Source organism: Lentzea fradiae (assembly GCF_900100955.1).
Classification (GTDB): Bacteria; Actinomycetota; Actinomycetes; order Mycobacteriales; family Pseudonocardiaceae; genus Lentzea; species Lentzea fradiae.
In genome coordinates this window covers 11,616-28,657 of sequence record NZ_FNCC01000002.1, presented here as the reverse complement: position 1 = coordinate 28,657, position 17,042 = coordinate 11,616, and the positions used below count along the sequence as shown (strand labels likewise).

At 69.1% G+C, this 17,042-nt stretch carries 13 protein-coding genes; 6 read left to right on the top strand and 7 right to left on the bottom strand.

Annotated elements, in window-relative coordinates:
• Positions 1–80: 80 nt before the first annotated feature.
• The 3 genes from BLT23_RS04050 to BLT23_RS04040 all read right to left on the bottom strand — a co-directional run bounded on the left by BLT23_RS04050 (position 81) and on the right by BLT23_RS04040 (position 5,520).
• The gene (locus tag BLT23_RS04050) at positions 81–2,162 is read right to left on the bottom strand and encodes a PhoX family protein (protein ID WP_090045828.1); all 2,082 of its coding nucleotides are present in this window, start codon (positions 2,160–2,162) and stop codon (positions 81–83) included.
• Between the two features lie 113 nt (positions 2,163–2,275).
• A complete protein-coding gene (locus tag BLT23_RS04045; protein ID WP_090045826.1) occupies positions 2,276–4,294 on the bottom strand; it encodes a PhoX family protein in 2,019 nt (672 codons plus the stop codon).
• Between the two features lie 59 nt (positions 4,295–4,353).
• Positions 4,354–5,520: an MFS transporter gene (locus tag BLT23_RS04040; protein ID WP_090045824.1), complete on the bottom strand. Its 1,167-nt coding sequence runs from the start codon at positions 5,518–5,520 to the stop codon at positions 4,354–4,356.
• 63 nt (positions 5,521–5,583) lie between these two features.
• Between BLT23_RS04040 and BLT23_RS04035 the strand changes: the two genes are divergently transcribed.
• The 3 genes from BLT23_RS04035 to BLT23_RS04025 all read left to right on the top strand — a co-directional run bounded on the left by BLT23_RS04035 (position 5,584) and on the right by BLT23_RS04025 (position 7,844).
• Positions 5,584–6,213, top strand: a complete 630-nt coding sequence (locus BLT23_RS04035; protein WP_090045820.1) for an HAD family hydrolase — start codon at positions 5,584–5,586, stop codon at positions 6,211–6,213.
• Between the two features lie 2 nt (positions 6,214–6,215).
• Positions 6,216–7,025 (top strand): DNA-processing protein DprA, encoded by an 810-nt coding sequence (locus BLT23_RS04030; protein ID WP_090045817.1) that lies wholly within the window; start codon positions 6,216–6,218, stop codon positions 7,023–7,025.
• An 84-nt stretch (positions 7,026–7,109) separates the two neighbouring features.
• A complete protein-coding gene (locus BLT23_RS04025) occupies positions 7,110–7,844 on the top strand; it encodes an SDR family NAD(P)-dependent oxidoreductase (protein WP_090045815.1) in 735 nt (244 codons plus the stop codon).
• 37 nt (positions 7,845–7,881) lie between these two features.
• Here the strand turns inward: BLT23_RS04025 and BLT23_RS04020 are convergent, their stop codons facing one another.
• A complete protein-coding gene (locus BLT23_RS04020) occupies positions 7,882–8,967 on the bottom strand; it encodes an inositol-3-phosphate synthase (protein WP_090045812.1) in 1,086 nt (361 codons plus the stop codon).
• Between the two features lie 32 nt (positions 8,968–8,999).
• Positions 9,000–9,536: a PadR family transcriptional regulator gene (locus BLT23_RS04015; RefSeq protein WP_090045809.1), complete on the bottom strand. Its 537-nt coding sequence runs from the start codon at positions 9,534–9,536 to the stop codon at positions 9,000–9,002.
• A 164-nt stretch (positions 9,537–9,700) separates the two neighbouring features.
• Here BLT23_RS04015 and BLT23_RS04010 point away from each other — a divergent pair, with 164 nt between their 5' ends.
• From BLT23_RS04010 to BLT23_RS04000, 3 genes are all read left to right on the top strand, one after another.
• Positions 9,701–10,099, top strand: a complete 399-nt coding sequence (locus BLT23_RS04010) for a DUF5318 domain-containing protein (RefSeq protein WP_176946595.1) — start codon at positions 9,701–9,703, stop codon at positions 10,097–10,099.
• Between the two features lie 420 nt (positions 10,100–10,519).
• On the top strand, positions 10,520–13,006 hold the full coding sequence (locus BLT23_RS04005) for a transglycosylase domain-containing protein (RefSeq protein WP_090045804.1): 2,487 nt from the start codon (positions 10,520–10,522) through the stop codon (positions 13,004–13,006).
• A 104-nt stretch (positions 13,007–13,110) separates the two neighbouring features.
• Positions 13,111–14,718 carry a glycosyltransferase family 87 protein gene (locus BLT23_RS04000; RefSeq protein ID WP_245743593.1) on the top strand — a complete coding sequence of 536 codons (1,608 nt, stop codon included), beginning with the start codon at positions 13,111–13,113 and terminating at the stop codon, positions 14,716–14,718.
• Here the strand turns inward: BLT23_RS04000 and BLT23_RS03995 are convergent.
• Positions 14,630–15,637 (bottom strand): GDSL-type esterase/lipase family protein, encoded by a 1,008-nt coding sequence (locus BLT23_RS03995; protein ID WP_090045798.1) that lies wholly within the window; start codon positions 15,635–15,637, stop codon positions 14,630–14,632. The genes BLT23_RS04000 and BLT23_RS03995 overlap by 89 nt on opposite strands.
• An 18-nt stretch (positions 15,638–15,655) precedes the next feature.
• The gene (locus BLT23_RS03990) at positions 15,656–17,032 is read right to left on the bottom strand and encodes a glycosyltransferase family 87 protein (RefSeq protein WP_245743591.1); all 1,377 of its coding nucleotides are present in this window, start codon (positions 17,030–17,032) and stop codon (positions 15,656–15,658) included.
• Between the last annotated feature and the right edge of the window lie 10 nt (positions 17,033–17,042).

Here is a 17,042-nt window from a genome sequence, read left to right as displayed (position 1 = left end):
ACGCGTACCGCCGGTGACTTCCCACGGCACGCGTCATCCACAGTGGACGATCCGGTCATCCCATCCCCAACCGGACGGGGTCAGTCGCAGATGCGGCGGCGGTCCTCGCGCCACGCGACGGCGACGGCGGGACGCGGCTGTGACGTGCCGCCGTCCGGCCAGTGCGACAACGGGTTGTTCGCCGACGCGCCGTCGATCTCGCCGGGGTGCTGCACCGACACCAGGACGAAGTCGTCGGTGATGACCGGGCCGCACGCCTCGGCGCCCCTCGGCACGGTGAGGAACTGCTTCACCTGGCCGCGCCGCCTGCCCTCGACCGGCACCGCGAAGACGCCGTCGTTGGACTTCAACGCGTTGCCGTCGGTCGAGATCCACAGGTTGCCCCGCGGGTCGAACGCGACGTTGTCCGGGCACGAGATGGGGCTGACCTGCGACTTGTCGTAGCCGCCGAAGTAGGTGTCCGGCGAGTTCGGATCGCCGCAGACCAGCAGCAGCTTCCACGAGAACGTGGTCGCCGTGTTGTCCGAACGGCGCTCTTCGAGCTCCAGCACGTGGCCGTGCTTGTTGTTCACGCGCGGCGCGACCTCGGTGGCGCCTTCCTTGCCGGGCTTCACGCCGCGGTCGGTGTTGTTGGTCAGCGCGGCGTAGACGCGGCGGTTCTTCAGCGAGGGCTCGACGTCCTCGGGACGGTCCATCTTCGTGGCACCCACCTGGTCGGCGGCGAGGCGCGTGAAGACGTAGACCTCCTCGGCGGTGAAGCCCGGCACGAACGACTTGTCGTTGTGCGCCAACGGGATCCACTTGCCGGAGCCGTCGAACTCGCCGTCGCCGGGCAGCTTTCCGGTGCCGTCGATCTCGCTGACCGGGCTGTCACCGGTGAACTGGGCGACGTAGAGCGTGCCGGAGTCGAGCAGGCGCTTGTTGTGCTCGCGGGCGCGCTTCGACTCGCCCTTCTGGTACTTGCCGTCGCTGACGAACTTGTACATGTAGTCGAAGCGTTCGTCGTCGCCCATGTACGCGACGACACGACCGTCCTTCGCGACGATGACGTTGGCGCCCTCGTGCTTGAAGCGGCCGAGCGCGGTGTGCTTGACCGGCGTCGACGTCGGGTCGAGCGGGTCGATCTCGACGATCCAGCCGAACCTGTTGGCCTCGTTGGGTTCCTGCGCGAGGTCGAAGCGCTTGTCGTAGTTCTCCCACTTGCGCAGCGACGCCTTGCCGGAGAAGCCGTAACGGCCGAGCTTGGCCTTCGTGCCGGCGTCGGTGACCAGGTCGGCGTTGGCGAAGTACTGGTTGAAGTTCTCCTCGCCGGACAGGATCGTGCCCCACGGCGTGACGCCACCCGCGCAGTTGTTCTGCGTGCCGAGGACCTTGCGGCCACTCGGGTCCGCGGAGGTCTTCAGGTACTTCGACCCGGCGGCCGGTCCGCGCACCTCGAACGGCGTGGTGAGCGTGATGCGGCGGTTGTACTTCTTCTTGTCCTTGGACACCACGAGCTTGCCGGTGCGGTGTTCGCGCTCGACCTGCACGACCGACAGGCCGTGCGCGGCCCACGCGATCTTCACCTGCTCCTCGGTCGGGGCGGCCGAGCTCCAGTTCTTGAACATGAACTCTTCGGTCGTGTACTCGTGGTTGCTCACCATGAGCCAGCGGTCCCAGCCCGGCAGCGGCACGAGACCGCAGAAGTCGTTGTTGTAGCCGAACTGCTTCGCCTGGGCGGCGGCGGTCTGGCGGTCGAAGTCGAACTCCGGCGCGTCGTGCGTGACGGCGTCGCCCCAGCGGATCACGACGTCGGTCTCGAACCCCTTCGGCACGACGACCTCGTCCAGCGTGTTGGGCCGCACCGGTTCGAAGTCGAGACCGTCACGACCGGGGCCGTTGCCGGGGCCTGCGTGGGGCGGGGGAGCGGCGGACGCCGAGCCGGAGAACGCGAGCGCGCCCGCACCGGCGGCGGCGACGACCGCACCGGCCTTGAGCATGCCGCGGCGGCTCACGACCTCCTGGACGACGTCGCCGAAGTAGGTGTTCCGCGCGGTGTTGGGGGCATCGTGCGAACAGGCGTTGCCACAGCGGAACTCGCACGTGACGGCCTGACGCCCGAGGGGGTGGTGCGTCGGGAGCAGGGGCAGCAGGCGGCGGCCCCGATCGGCGGGTGAGGACACGCTGGCCTCCGGGATCGGTCTCGGTTCGGGAACTGGCCGAACCTAAGAGGCCAACGCGTTGACCGGCCGTCCAGCAGGTGAACGGCCGGCGAACACGTCCTGCACCGCTGCTGTCAGCCGATCTCGCCGAGCTGGCGGTGTCCTTCCCGCCACACCGCCACCACCGACGGCCGCGGCTGCGAGTCGCCGCCGTCCGGCCAATGCGACGCCGGGTTGTCCGCGCTCGCGCCGTCGACCTCACCGGGATGCTGCACGCACACCGTGACGACACGCTCGCCGATCACCGGGCCGCACGTCTCCGCGCCGCGCGGCACCGTGAGGAACAGCTTGAGGTGACCGCGTTCCTTGCCCTCCAGCGGAACGCCGTACAGGCCGTCGTTCAGGCCGTCGAGCGCACCCGCGGAGTCGGTGGAGATCCACAGGTTGCCGTGCCGGTCGAAGGCGACGTTGTCGGGGCTGGAGATCGGGCTGACCTTCGACTTGTCGTAGCCGCCGAAGTAGGTGTTCGGGTCCTTCGGGTCACCGCACACCAGGAACAGGTTCCAGCCGAACGTCAGCGCCAGCGCGTCGCCGCGCCGTTCGACGATCTCCAGCACCTGGCCGTGCCGGTTCTGCACACGCGGGTTCGGCTCGGTGGCGCCTTCCTTGCCCTCGTTGCCGCGCTCGACGTTGTTGCTCAGGGCGCAGTAGACCGTGCCGGTGCGCGGGTGCGTCTCGATGTCCTCGGGACGGTCCATCTTCGTCGCGCCGACCTTGTCCGCCGCGATGCGCGTGAAGACGTACACCTCCTCAGCGGTCATGCCGGGGACGAAGGACCTCTTGCCCGAGGCCAGCGGAACCCACTCGCCGGTGCCGTCGAACTTGCCGTCGCCGGGCAGCTTGCCGGTGCCGTCGATCTCCTCGACGGGGCTGTCGCCCTTGAACCGGCCGACGTAGAGCGTGCCGTCGTCGAGCAGCGTCATGTTGTGGCGGCGCGCGGCCTTGCTGTTGCCGTGCTTGACCTTGCCCTTGGAGATGAACTTGTAGATGTACTCGAACCGCTCGTCGTCACCGGAGTACGCGACCACCCGGCCGTCGTCGGCGATGCGCACGTTCGCGGTCTCGTGCTTGAACCGGCCGAGGTGCGTGTGCTTGACGGGCGTGGAGTCCGGGTCGTGCGGGTCGATCTCGACGATCCAGCCGAACCTGTTGACCTCGTTGGGTTCCTGCGCGAGGTCCCAGCGCTTGTCGAAGCGCTCCCACTTGCGCGTCGTCTCGGTGCCCTTGACGCCGTAGCGGGTCAGGCGCGGGTCGTTGCGGCCGTCGGCGTTGGCGAAGTACTGGTTGAAGTTCTCCTCGCCGGACAGGATCGTGCCCCACGGCGTGACGCCGCCGGAGCAGTTGTTGATGGTGCCGAAGACCCTCTTGCCCGTCGGGTCGACCGACGTCTTGAGCAGGTCGCTGCCCGCGGCGGGGCCGCGCACCTCGAACGGCGTGTTCAGCGTGATGCGGCGGTTGTACTTGCTGAAGCGCGGCCGGTAGTGGCCGGAGAACATCGAGCGCTTGACCAGGAACACCGACAGGCCGTGCGCGGCCCACCCGATCTTGACCTGCTCCTCGGTCGGGTTCGCGGAGTCGTAGCTGCGGAACATGAACGACTCGGTGGTGTACTCGTGGTTGGTGACCATGATCCCGCTGAGACCGAGCGCGTCCAGCGGCAGGATCGCGGCGAAGTCGCAGTTGTAGCCGAACTGCTTCTCCTGGGCCGCGGCGGTCTGGTGGTCGAAGTCGAACTCCGGCACGCCGGGGAACAGCGGGTCGCCCCAGCGGATGACGACACCCTGCTGGTAGCCCTCCGGGACGACGACCGCGTCCTTCGTGTTGACCTCGACCGGGGTGAAGTCGAGCCCCCTGGGAGCGCGCTCGTGGGTCTCGGGCGCGGCGGCGGCGGTGACGGCGGTCCCGACCGGCAGGGCGGTCGCGGCGGCCACGACGGCACCGGCCTTGAGCGCGGTGCGCCGACTGACCAGGTCGCCGAAGTAGGGGTTGGAGGAGGTGTTGGGGACGTCGTGGAAACACGCGTCCCCGCAGCGGTACTCGCAGGTCACCGCTGCTCGGCCGATCCGGTGGTTGGCGAGCGGCAGGGGGATCATCGGTGGTGCGCCTCCTACGGTCGGTGCGTGGACCGCGACCGACCGTAGTTCACCATCCGTTAACCGACTAGTTGCTCGCCCGCGATAACAGCTTCACCAGGTACGACGTCGGTGTCCTTCCGGTTGAAGGCGAGGAGCACCGCGGCGACCACGCACAACGCCGCCGCCACGACGAACGGCTGGGCCAGGTGGCTCACGAACGTCGCCGCCAGCGCGCCACCGAGCCAGCGCAGGAAGTTGTACCCGGCACTGGCGACCGGCCGCGGCGCGTCGCTGACCGTCATCGCGGCCCCGGTGAACAACGTGTTGAGCAGACCGCTCACCAGACCGCTGACGATCACCGCCACCACCAGCAACGGCTTGCTGGGCACCGCCATCAACAGCATGAGCACCGCGAACGCGAGCACGGACCCGATGACGGCCGCCTTCTCGCCGACCCGTTCGGCCAGCCGCGGCGCGAAGAACACGCTGGACACCGCGACGCACACGCCCCAGCCGAAGAAGATCAGCCCGATCGCGACCGCACTCCATTCGAGTACGAACGGCGACCACGCCAGCACGGCGAAGAACGCGGCGGTGTAGAGCGCGGACCCGATCGCCGTCCGCAGCAGGGCGGGCTGCTTGAGCGCCCTGAGCGGGTCGAGCACACCGATCCTGGCCCGCTGCTCGTGCGAGTCCTTGGCCAGGAAGATCGAGCAGAGGACGAGCGCGACGGCCATCAGCACAGCCGTGCCGAGGAACGGCCCGCGCCACGAGACGCTGCCGAGCAGGGCACCGAGCAACGGCCCGACGCTGAGACCGAGACCGAGCGCGGCCTCGTAGAGCAGGATCGCCCCCTTCTGCCCGCCACTGGCAGCACCGACGATCACGCTGAGCGCCGTGGCGATGAAGAACGCGTTGCCGAGCCCCCACAAGGCCCGCAGACCGACGAGCTGCTCGATGCTCCCCGCCGCCGAGCACGCCAGCGTGGCGGCCACGATCAGCGCGAGACCACCCACGAGCGTCCGCTTGGCACCGAACCGCGCGGTCGCGGCGCCGGTGAACAGCATCGCGACGACCTGGACGCCGAGGTAGGAGGAGAACAGGAGGGTGACCTGCGACGGTGTCGCGTTCAGTCCCTCCGCGATGGACAGCAGGATCGGGTCCACGAGACCGATCCCCATGAACGCGATCACAGCCGCGAAAGCCGTGATCCAGACCTGTTTGGGCTGAGATCGGAAATTCACTTAGCCACCCTAACAGATTTACTTAGCATAGCGAAATGTTCTTGGTGTGGTTACGGTGGGCACGTGGAAGCGGTGATCTTCGACCTCGACGGCGTGCTGATCGACTCCGAGCAGGTGTGGGACGAGGTGCGCCAGTCGTTCGCCGCCGCTCATGGCGGTGTGTGGACCTCCACCGCCACGCGCGACATGCAGGGGATGTCCACGCCCGAGTGGGCGGCCTACCTGGTGTCGGACGTGGGGGTGCGGCTGCCCGCCGCCGAGGTGTCCGCGGGGGTGATCGCGGAGATGGAGAAGGCTTACGCCGAGCACCTGCCGGTGATCCCCGGTGCTGTCGACGCCGTTCGCGCCGTGGCTTCGCGGTTTCCGGTGGCGATCGCCTCCTCCGCGCCCGCCGTGCTGATCCGGGTGTTTCTCGAGGTGACCGGGCTGCCGGTGCCCGTGGCGGTGTCGTCGGAGGAGTGCGATGCCGGGAAGCCTTCGCCGGACGTGTACCTGCTGGCGGCTTCTCGGCTCGAGGTGGCTCCCGAGGACTGTTACGCGGTGGAGGACTCGACCAACGGGTTGAAGGCGGCCCTGGCGGCGGGGATGACCGTGCTGGCGGTGCCCAACCCGCACTTTCCGCCTGCTGGTGAGGTGCTGGAGCAGGTGCGGGTGCTGGGGTCGATCTCGGAACTGCCGGACGCGGTGGTCTAGCGGTGGACCGGCGCGAACAGGCGGCGCTCCTGCTCGCATTGCGCGACAGCGGGCGGAGCTGGACCGACGTCACGACTGCTGTGGAGGACGCGGGCTCGGCCGTGGCCATGCTGGACCTCTCGGGCCCTGAGCTCATCCGTCGGCTGGAGCTGGTCGAGCAGGAGATCGAGTCCTGGACGGACGAGGGCATCCGGCTCATCACCGTGCTCGACGAGCAGTACCCGGTCCAGCTGCTGATGGTGCATCAGCGGCCACCCTTCCTGACCTGGAGAGGGCCCCTCGAACTACTCGGCGGGACCGGCGTCGCGGTGGTCGGCGGCAGGTGCCCGAGCGCGCGAGGTGCGCAGACCACCCGCGAGATCGTGACGGCACTGGTGGGACACGGCGTCACCGTCTACAGCGGCCTCGCCACAGCGCGACTCGCGGCTGTGGAGGCGGGTGGTCGCGCGGTCTCGGTGGCGGGCGCGGGCTTGCGCCATTGTCCGGAAGAGGCCGGTCTTTCGCGGACGACCAGCGCGGTGCTGTCCCCGTTCTGGCCGGACGCGGACCCGTCGTCCTGCCAGGCTGCCGTGCGTGACGCGGTCATGAGCGGGTGCTGCGTCGCGACGGTCGTCGTGGAGGCCGATGAGCACACCCGGCGCCTGGTCCGGCTCGCGCTGGAGCACGGCAGGCACGTCTTCCTGGCGCCCGAGGTCGCGTCCGGCACGACGTGGGGCCGGGAGCCGAACACGACGGTGCTGGAAGCGCCAGGCCACCTGGTGCGCGTGCTGGACGAGCTGTGCGCCGAGACACCCGACCTGATCGACCTCTGACCTCTGCCAGCGGAGCTGGTGCTGAGCCCCACGAACGGGGGCACGGCTCTCCCGCCGGGACCGTGCGCTGCCTAGCGTGGCGGCATGACGCAACGAGTTGCCGTGGTCACCGGCACGGCGCAGGGCATGGGGCTGCGGATCGCCGAGGTGCTGCGCGAGGACGGGTTCGCCGTCGTCGGGTTCGACCTGCAGGAGAGCGAGGGCGGGATCGTCGGCAACGTGGCCGACGCCGCAGACGTGCAGCGGCTGGCCGACCACGTGGCGAGCACCCACGGCCGGGTGGACGTGCTGGTCAACAACGCGGGGATCGCCGGGATCGTGCCGTTCGAGGAGACGACGCTCGAGCAGTGGGAACGGATCATGGCGGTCAACCTGACCGGGCCGTTCCTGCTCACGCAGGCGTTGGGCAAGGTGATGCTCGCGCAGGGGTCGGGCAGTGTCGTGAACATCGCGAGTGTCGCCGGGTTGAGCGGGGTCGCGGACCGGGCCGCCTACAACACGACGAAGCACGGGCTGATCGGGTTGACGCGCACGCTCGCCGTCGAGTGGGGCGGGCGGGGGATCAGGGTCAACGCCGTGTGTCCCGGCTGGGTGAAGACCGAGATGGACGTCGAGTCACAGGCCGGCGGGTACTACGTCGACCAGGACATCACCGACCACGTGCCGATGGGGCGGTTCGCGGCGCCGGACGACATCGCTCAGGCCGTGCGGTTCCTGGCGAGTGACAACGCGCGGTACGTCAACGGGGTCGCGTTGCCGGTGGACGGCGGGTGGACCGCTGACGGCAGCTGGCAGTCGTTGCGGCTGTCGAAGCGATGAGAGGAGGGGCCGCCCGGAGGCGGCCCCTCCCTTCACGTCACTCCTCGCCGCGGATGAACGCCTCGACGGCCGCGTGGGCCTCGGCGTCCGAGTACTGCTCGGGCGGGGACTTCATGAAGTAGGACGACGCCGAGAGGACGGGGCCGCCGACGCCGCGGTCGAGGGCGATCTTCGCCGCGCGGACCGCGTCGATGATGATGCCCGCGGAGTTCGGGGAGTCCCACACCTCGAGCTTGTACTCGAGGTTCAGCGGGACGTCGCCGAACGCGCGGCCCTCCAGGCGGACGTACGCCCACTTGCGGTCGTCGAGCCACGCGACGTAGTCCGACGGGCCGATGTGCACGTTGTCCTTGCCGATGTCGCGGGACAGCTGCGACGTCACGGACTGCGTCTTGGAGACCTTCTTGGACTCCAGGCGCTCCAGCTCCTTCATGTTCAGGAAGTCCATGTTGCCGCCCACGTTGAGCTGCATGGTGCGGTCGAGCTGGACGCCGCGGTCCTCGAACAGCTTCGCCAGCACGCGGTGCGTGATGGTGGCGCCTACCTGGGACTTGATGTCGTCACCGACGATCGGGACGCCGGCGGCGCGGAACTTCTCCGCCCACTCCGGGTCCGACGCGATGAAGACCGGCAGGGCGTTGACGAACGCCACCTTGGCGTCGATCGCGCACTGGGCGTAGAAGCGGTCCGCCTCCTCCGAGCCGACGGGCAGGTACGAGACCAGCACGTCGACCTCGGCCTCGCGCAGCGCGGCGACGACGTCGACCGGCTCGGCGTCGGACTCCTCGATCGTCTCGCGGTAGAAGCGGCCGAGGCCGTCGAAGGTGTGGCCGCGCTGCACGGTCACACCCAGCGGCGGCACGTCCGCGATCTTGATCGTGTTGTTCTGGCTGGCCACGATGGCCTCGGCCAGGTCGACACCGACCTTCTTCGCGTCGACGTCGAACGCCGCGACGAACTCGACATCTCGCACGTGGTAGTCACCGAACTGCACGTGCATCAGGCCGGGCACGCGGGTGCTCGGGTCGGCGTCCCGGTAGTAGTGGACACCCTGCACCAGCGACGCCGCGCAGTTGCCAACCCCGACGATGGCCACTCGAACGGTGCGGCGGTTTTCGCCCATTGCCGAGTCCTCTCTCATCAACATTTTGGGTACTACTCGTCCTGTTCGGACTTCTCGTGCGCGATGAGCTCGTTGAGCCACCGCACCTCGCGTTCCGTGCTCTCCAGGCCCTGTCTGTGCAGCTCACGGGTGTACCGGTCGATCTGCTCACCCGTCTTGGCCAGCCGCTCGCGGAGCCCTTCCCTGCGTTCCTCGACCCACCGCCTGCGGCCTTCCAGGATGCGCATCCTGACGTCGGCCGGCGTGCGGGAGAAGAACGCCAGGTGGACCCCGAACGAGTCGTCGTCCCAGGTCTGCGGGCCCGCGTCGGAGAGCAGGTCGGCGAACCGCTCCTTGCCCTCCGGTGTGAGCCGGTAGACCTTGCGGGCCCGGCGTCCCCAGGAGAGAGCCGACTCCTCCGGCCCCTCCTCCACGATCAGGCCCGCCCGCTGGAGTCGCCGCAGTGTTGGGTACAGCGATCCGTAGGAGAACGCGCGAAAAGCTCCGAGCAGGTCATGCAAGCGCTTGCGCAGCTCGTAGCCGTGCATGGGCGCCTCGTGCAGCAGGCCGAGCAGCGCGAACTCGAACACGAGTCACCTCCCCGCACCTGCACCGATAGGTGCGGTGATTATATCGCCGCGATACATCGAAGACGCCTCCTCAGTGTGGGATGTGGCACACCGTCATATCGCGTCGGAAGTTGCTGCCCTGAACGGCCCATCATCGGAAAGCGGGCGGCACGTACTCTGGTGACGTGTTGACCCAACGACAGGTGGTGGACTACTCGCTGCAGCGCCGTGCGCTGCTGGCGGAGGTCTATGCCGGTCGCACGGGCACCATGGAGGTCTGCGACGCGTCGCCGTACCTGCTGCGAGCTGCGAAGTTCCACGGAACGGCGACCGAGGTGCCGTGCCCGGTGTGTCGCAAGGAGCCCCTGACGAACGTCTCGTGGGTCTACGGTGACGAGCTCAAGCACGCCGCCGGCTCCGCGCGCGCACCTGAGGAACTCGTGAAGATGGCGAACCTCTTCGACGAGTTCTCCGTGTACGTCGTGGAAGTCTGTCGGACGTGCAGTTGGAACCACCTGGTGCAGTCATACGTCCTGGGGAAGCGTGGGCTGGAAAAGCCGCGCAGGAGGACCGCAGTGGAATGACCGAACGGTTGACCCTGCTCCGAACGAAGTACGACCACCGAACCGCGTGCTGAGGCACGCCGGTCTGGGAGGCCATTTCAAGTGAACGACCAGCATGATGACCGGCAGCGCGGAGGCGAGCCGCAGTGGCCGACCGGGGATGACCCGGACGGCGGCGGCACGAGACGTGATGTCCCGAATCAGCCTCGACCGGGCACCCCGCCCGGTGGTTTCGCACGTCCTCCCCAGGGTGGCACGCCTCCCGGCGGTTTCCCACAGCAGCAGCCCCCACGCCGCCCGAACGGACCAGGCGGACCCCAGGGCGGCCAGGGACGACCGCAGGGACCCGGCGGCCCGGTAGGTGGCCCCGCAGGACCCGCAGGACCCGGTGGTCCCGGTGTTCCCGGCAACCGTCCGCCGACGCCTCCCGGTGGCGTGCCGATGCCCCCGCCTCCCGGCGCACGCCGCCCCGGTGGCCCGAACGGCCCCGGCGGCCCCGCGGGTGGACCCGCCGGTGGCCCCGGCCGTCCCGGTGTGCCCCCGCGCAGGCCGGCCGACGAGCGGACGACGCAGCTGCCGCCGGTGAACCGGCCGACGCAGCGCGAGCCCGAGCTCATCACGCACCGCGAGCCCGAGGACGAGTACCTGCTCGCCGGCGCTCCGGTCGACGACGATGACGAGTACTACTACGACGACGACGAGCCGGAGCTCACCGAGGAGGAGGAGCGCCGACTGCGCAAGAAGAAGATCTGGAAGCGCGTCCGGATCGGTGCCTTCGTCGCGATCGGCCTGATGCTCCTCGGCCCGGTGATCGCCATCGCCGTCGCGTACCCGATGGTCGACTGGCCGCGGCCGGAGGACATCGCGGCCGACCAGAACAAGACCATCACGCTGCAGTACGCCGACGGCAGCGAGATGACCAAGATCACCTCGCCCGGCGAGAACCGCACGATGCTGACGTACGAGGAGATCCCCGACAACGTCAAGAACGCGGTGCTCGCGGCCGAGGACGCGAACTTCTACGACAACCCCGGCTTCGACGTGAAGGCGATCGTCCGCGCCGTCTGGATCCAGGTGACGGGCGGCAGCTCCGGTGGTTCGGGTCTGACCCAGCAGTACATCAAGAAGGCCACCGGCCGCGAAGAGCAGACGTACACCCGCAAGTTCACGGAGCTCGTCAAGGCTTACAAGATGAGCAACGAGTCGGACCACAACACGATCCTCACCGCGTACCTGAACACGGTGTACTTCGGTCGTGGTGCGAACGGCTTCAAGGCCGCGTCCGAGGTGTACTACAAGAAGGAGATGAAGGACCTCACGCCGTCCGAGGCGGCGCTGATCGCGGGCATGATCCAGACGCCTTCGTGGTCGGAGGACCAGGAGTACTCGACCAAGCGCTGGAAGTTCGTGCTGGACCAGATGCGGCAGAAGAACTGGGTCACCCAGGAGTACGTCGACCAGCAGGAGTACCCGAAGCCCCTGCCGTTCTCCGAGACCCAGCCGAAGTCGCTGGACGGCCCGCGCGGCCTGATCGTCGACCAGGTCCAGCAGGCCCTCGAGGACGAGAAGACCGAGATCTCCTTCGAGCAGGCCCAGAAGACCGGCGTCACCATCACGACGACGATCGACCCGAAGGCGCAGACCGCGGCCGAGCAGGCCGTGGACGAGATCATGCTCGAAGGCGGCCAGCCGGAGGCGCTGAAGACGTCGCTGACGGCGATCGACCCGACCACGGGCGCGGTTCGCGCCTACTGGGGCGGGCGTGGTGGCCGCGGCTCGTTCGACTACGCCAAGGGCACGCTGCAGGAGCCCGGCTCGTCGTTCAAGCCGTTCGACCTCGTCGCGGCGTTGCAGGACGGCAAAGGCCTCGGCACCGTCTACGACGGCAGGTCGCCGCGCACGTTCCCCGGTGTCGCGACCCCGATCCGCAACTCCGGCAACGACAACTCGTGCGGCCAGGACTGCACGGTCCGCGAGGCGATGATCAAGTCGCTGAACACCGTGTTCTACGACATGGTCGTGAACGACGTCGGCGTCCCGAAGACGGTCGCGGCGGCGCACCAGGCGGGCATCCCCGAAGAGGTCAACATCGGCAACGGCCCGAAGAAGCTGCTGGTCGGTGAGGACGGCGGCACCCCGAACGGCGGTATCTCCCTCGGTGGTGACCAGGCGGTGGTCCGCCCGTTCGACATGGCCTCCGCCTACGCGACGTTCGCCGCCCGCGGCGTCTACCGCGCGCCGTTCTTCATCCTGAAGATCACCGGCCCGGACGGGACCGTGCTCTACCAGCACGCGGACAAGCCGATCTCGGCGTTCGACCCCGACCAGACGAAGAGCCAGGACATCGCCGACAACGTCACCGACGTGCTGAAGGAGATCCCGAAGTCCTCGAAGATCCCGTGCGCCGGTGGCCGCGACTGCGCCGGCAAGACCGGTACGCACGAGCTGTCGGAGAGCGCCGGTCAGGGTGCGGGCCTCAACTCGAAGGCGTGGATGGTCGGCTACACCCCGACCCTCTCCGCCGCCGTGTGGGTCGGCCGGGACGAGGGCAACCTGCCCATCCGGGACAAGGCGGGCGCGAACATCTTCGGTTCGAGCGTGCCGGGCCAGATCTGGCGCCTGTTCATGGACAAGGCGCACGCCGGCACCCCGAACGAGAAGTTCCCGAAGGCCAAGCCGCTCAACCAGTACAACCCGCCGCCCAAGACGCAGTCGGCGACCAGCACGCCGCAGAGCACGGAGCGGGAAGAGGACAAGCCGGACAAGCCCTCGTCGACCGAGCCGTCCAGGCCGACGTCGACCAAGCCGCCCGAGACCTGTGGCCTGTTCCCGCCCTGCGGCGGCCCGACCACGACGACGACCAAGCCGAAGCCGGGTGATCCGGATCCCGGGGTCGGCAACGGGGTCCGAGATCCTGGAAACACGTAGAACGAGACGAAGGCCCGGTGCGAGAGCACCGGGCCTTCGTCGTTTCCGGGACCGGTCCAGGGATGTTGACCACGGCGAAACGGGCAGGGCCGTACGATCCGCTCGTGCCCAGCAGCCCTGCCGAGCGTCCAGCCGAGGCCCCCGAACTCGCCGAGGACACCACCTCGCTCACCCCGGAAGAACGGGTCGCACCCACCTGGACCGAGCCGCTCGCCCGGTCGCTGAGCAGACCCTTCGGCGGTCCGCTCGGCAGGCACGCGCTGGTCGGCAGGAACTACTTCTGGACGGCGGCGCGGGTGATCCTGCTGCTCGCCGTGCTGACGCTGCTGGCGGGCTGGGTGCAGAAGTCGCCGTGCATCCAGCAGTACGTGGACGACAAGGGCCAGGTGCAGCTCGACTGGCGGGGCAGCCGCCAGTTCACCGCGCTCTGCTACTCCGACACGGTGCCGCTCTACACCGCGGAACGGCTCGACCAGCCCGGGTCCTTCCCGTACATCACGTCGTGGAAGGACGACGAGGGCAAGCCGACCGAGCACGTCCGGTACATGGAGTACCCGGTCGTCACCGGCCTGTTCATGTGGCTCAACGCGCGGGTGGCGCAGGGGCTCGTCGCGCTCGTCCCCGGCCTGCCGATGACGGTGATCGTGTTCTTCAACGTCACCGCGTTCTGGCTGGCCGTGGCGTGGCTGGTGACGGTGTTCTCGGTGGCGCAGATCGCCCGGCGCAGGATGTGGGACGCGGCCATCGTCGCCGTGTCACCGCTCGTCATCGTCCACGCGTTCACGAACTTCGACACGATCGCGACGGCGTTCGCCACAGCCGGTCTGCTGGCCTGGGCGCGGAAGAAACCCGCGCTCGCCGGTGTGCTGCTGGGGCTCGGCGGTGCGGCGAAGCTCTATCCGCTGTTCCTGCTGGGACCGCTGCTGTTGTTGTGCTGGCGCTCGGACCGGCTCAGAGCGGGGCTCGTCGCCACCGGGTCGGCCATCGCCGCGTGGGCACTGGTCAACGCGCCGATCGCGTTGAACCCCGCCTCGCGGACGGGCTGGCGGGAGTTCTTCCGCCTCAACACCGAACGCAACGCCGACCCGGACACGCTCTACAACGTGGTCCAGCAGTGGACCGGCTGGCAGGGCTTCGACCCCGGCCTCACGCACGGGCAGCCGCCGACGGTGCTCAACACCGTGAGCATGGTGCTGTTCCTCGTCTGCTGCGCGGGCATCGCGTACGTGGCCCTGTCGGCACCGACCCGGCCGCGGCTCGCGCAGCTCGGGTTCCTGGTCGTGGCGGCGTTCCTGCTGACGAACAAGGTGTGGAGCCCGCAGTACTCGCTGTGGCTGGTGCCGCTCGCGGTGCTCGCGTTGCCGCGCTGGAAGCTGCTGCTGGCGTGGATGGCCGTCGACGCGCTCGTGTGGGTGCCGCGGATGTACTTCTACCTCGGCACGGACAACAAGGGCCTGCCGATCGACTGGTTCCTCGGCGCGGTGCTGCTGCGGGACGCCGCGGTCGTCCTCCTGTGCGTGATCATCGTCAGGGAGATCTACCGGCCGGAACGCGACCTCGTGCGCCAGTCCGGCGAGGACCCGCTGGAGGGCGTGCTGGCCGGGGCTCCCGACCGGCGGCTCGTCACACCCGCACGAGGCGCGCCATCACACCGAATGCGTCCGCGTTCGGATGCAGATGATCACCTGAGTCGAACTCCGGACGCAGTCTGAGCAGGTCGGCGGGGTCGCGCAGGGCCGCGTCGAAGTCGATCGCGTCGGGGAAGGTGGCGCGGATCCAGGCGTTCAGCTCCTGGCGCTGCCGCTCCCTGGCCTCGCTCCAGTTCGGCCAGCCCCGCCACGGCGTGACGGTGCCGACCCGGAACCGCGCTCCCGCCTGCTCGCACCGCTGCCGGATGGAGCGGATGCCGGCGATGACGTCCGCCGCCGTGACGTCCCGCTGGACGTCGTTGATGCCGCCGAGCATCACGACCTCGCGCACCTCGCGGCTGAACAGGACGTCGCGGTGCAGCCGGGTGACCATCGGCGCGTCGCCGCCGACCACGCCGTTGCCGTTGATGCCCGCGTTCAGCACGGCGTGGTCACTGTCCACCAGCGCGGGCCAGGTGCCGGCCGCGTAGCCCTCGGTGATGGAGTCGCCGAGCATCACCGCGGCACCCGGTGCGGAGAAGCCCGCGACCTCGACGGCGGAGACGAGGCAGATGTACGCGCGGGCCGAGGTGATGGTGTTCCACGCGCGTGCCTGGCACGGGGTGCCGCCCGGGACGTGCGTGCTGATCTCCAGCGTCTTCGTGACGGGCAGCCGGACGGCGTCGCTGTAGACCTCGTCGCGCGCCCTGATCGTGACCGCGCGGGACCTGTTGAACGTCAGCTCGCGCGTCTGGCCGTCCGCCTGCACGGTGACCCGCTCGACGCGCACCGGCTCGATGCCCATCAGGTTCGACAGTCGCACCCGGACCGAGGAGCCACCGGCGGAGAGGTCGACGGTCGTGCGCACGACGTGGTCCGGCACTCCGGCGGGCAGGGTCGGCACGGCCTGCCACACGGGCAGCCAGCGGACGGCCTCCGACCGCGCCGGCACGCCGGAGGCGCCGCAGACCAGCACCAACACCAGCGCGAAGATCAGTTTCACGAGTCCAGTCTGCGGCGGTCAGCCCTTCGCTGCCACAGCCCCGCGGAGGAACTTCAGGTCGTCGCGGTCGTCCTCCGTGACGTCCCTGGCCTTCAGGAACACCACGAACAGGGCGACGAGCAGGGCCGCACGGCCCCAGACGCCGATCATCACGGCCTGCGCGGAGAAGCTGTCGTAGATCCCGGCGGGCTGGCCGAACTCGATCGCCCAGAACCAGCGGAAGATCCCGATGCCCATCGCCAGGTCGACGACGAAGTAGGCGAACGCCCACACCAGCCGCACCCGCAGCAGCACGAGGAACGGCACCAGCCACAGCGTGTACTGCGGCGAGTGGACCTTGTGCAGCAGCATGAAGCCGCACAGCATCGCGCCCGACACCGCGATCCACGGGTAGCTGCCCTCGCGCCGGAACCGCAGCCAGCCGTAGCCGGCGGCGACGGCGAACGACACCAGGACCATGACCGGGGAGAGCACGCCGACCAGCGACTGCATCGGGTCGTCGCCGATGAACGGCCGCAGGCCCCAGTACCAGATCGAGTTCGTGGTGATGTCGACCCGGCGGAGCTGCTGGAACTCGAACGACGCGAGCCAGCCCTCGTAGCCCGCGAACGCGAACGGCAGGTTGACCAGCACGACCGTGACGATCGAGGCGAGCCCGACCTTCACCGCGCCGGCCACGTCGGCCTTCTTGCCCGCGGGCAGCTCTTGGCCGCGCCAGCCGCCGGTGGCGACGAAGAGCATCAGCGGCAGCACGAACGCCGCCGGGTAGACCTTGAACGCGAACCCGAGCCCCAGCAGCACGGACGCGACCGTGGCTCTCTGGACCAGCGGCCGGTTCCAGCGGTGCACCACGTAGACCGCGGCCACCGAGCACAGCACGACCGGCAGGTCCCAGTTGTGGAAGGCGTACAGCACGAGCGGTGGCCCGATCGCCCACAGCAGCGCGCGCCAGCGGGCGAGCTTGCCCAGCAGCCAGCCCGTGAGCAGGCCGAACGGCGCCATCAGCAGCGCCGAGTACAGCAGGTACTCCGCGTCGTTCTGCGCGAAGATCGCACCGGCCCAGATCAGCAGGCCGGACAGGACCGGGTACTCGACCGAGCCGCCGACGAGGATGCCCTTGTCGTTGATGCCGCCGTCGACGTACGGGAAGACGTGCCGGTCGATGTCGCGGCCGATCCAGAGGTGCTGGATGTCGGAGTAGCAGACGTCCTGCTTGTTGCGCTCGTCGTAGTCGGGCTGCGTGCGGCCCCACTGGTCGAACGCGGGACCGGTGCAGCGGTCCTTGTTGACGAAGCCCAGCAGCAGCGTGAACCCGCACAGCAGGACGAGCACGACGGCGGCCGGTCTGCCGAAGCGGGTCGTGAAACGCCCGGCGTCGCCTCGCTCGGGCGTCACGCTCACCACC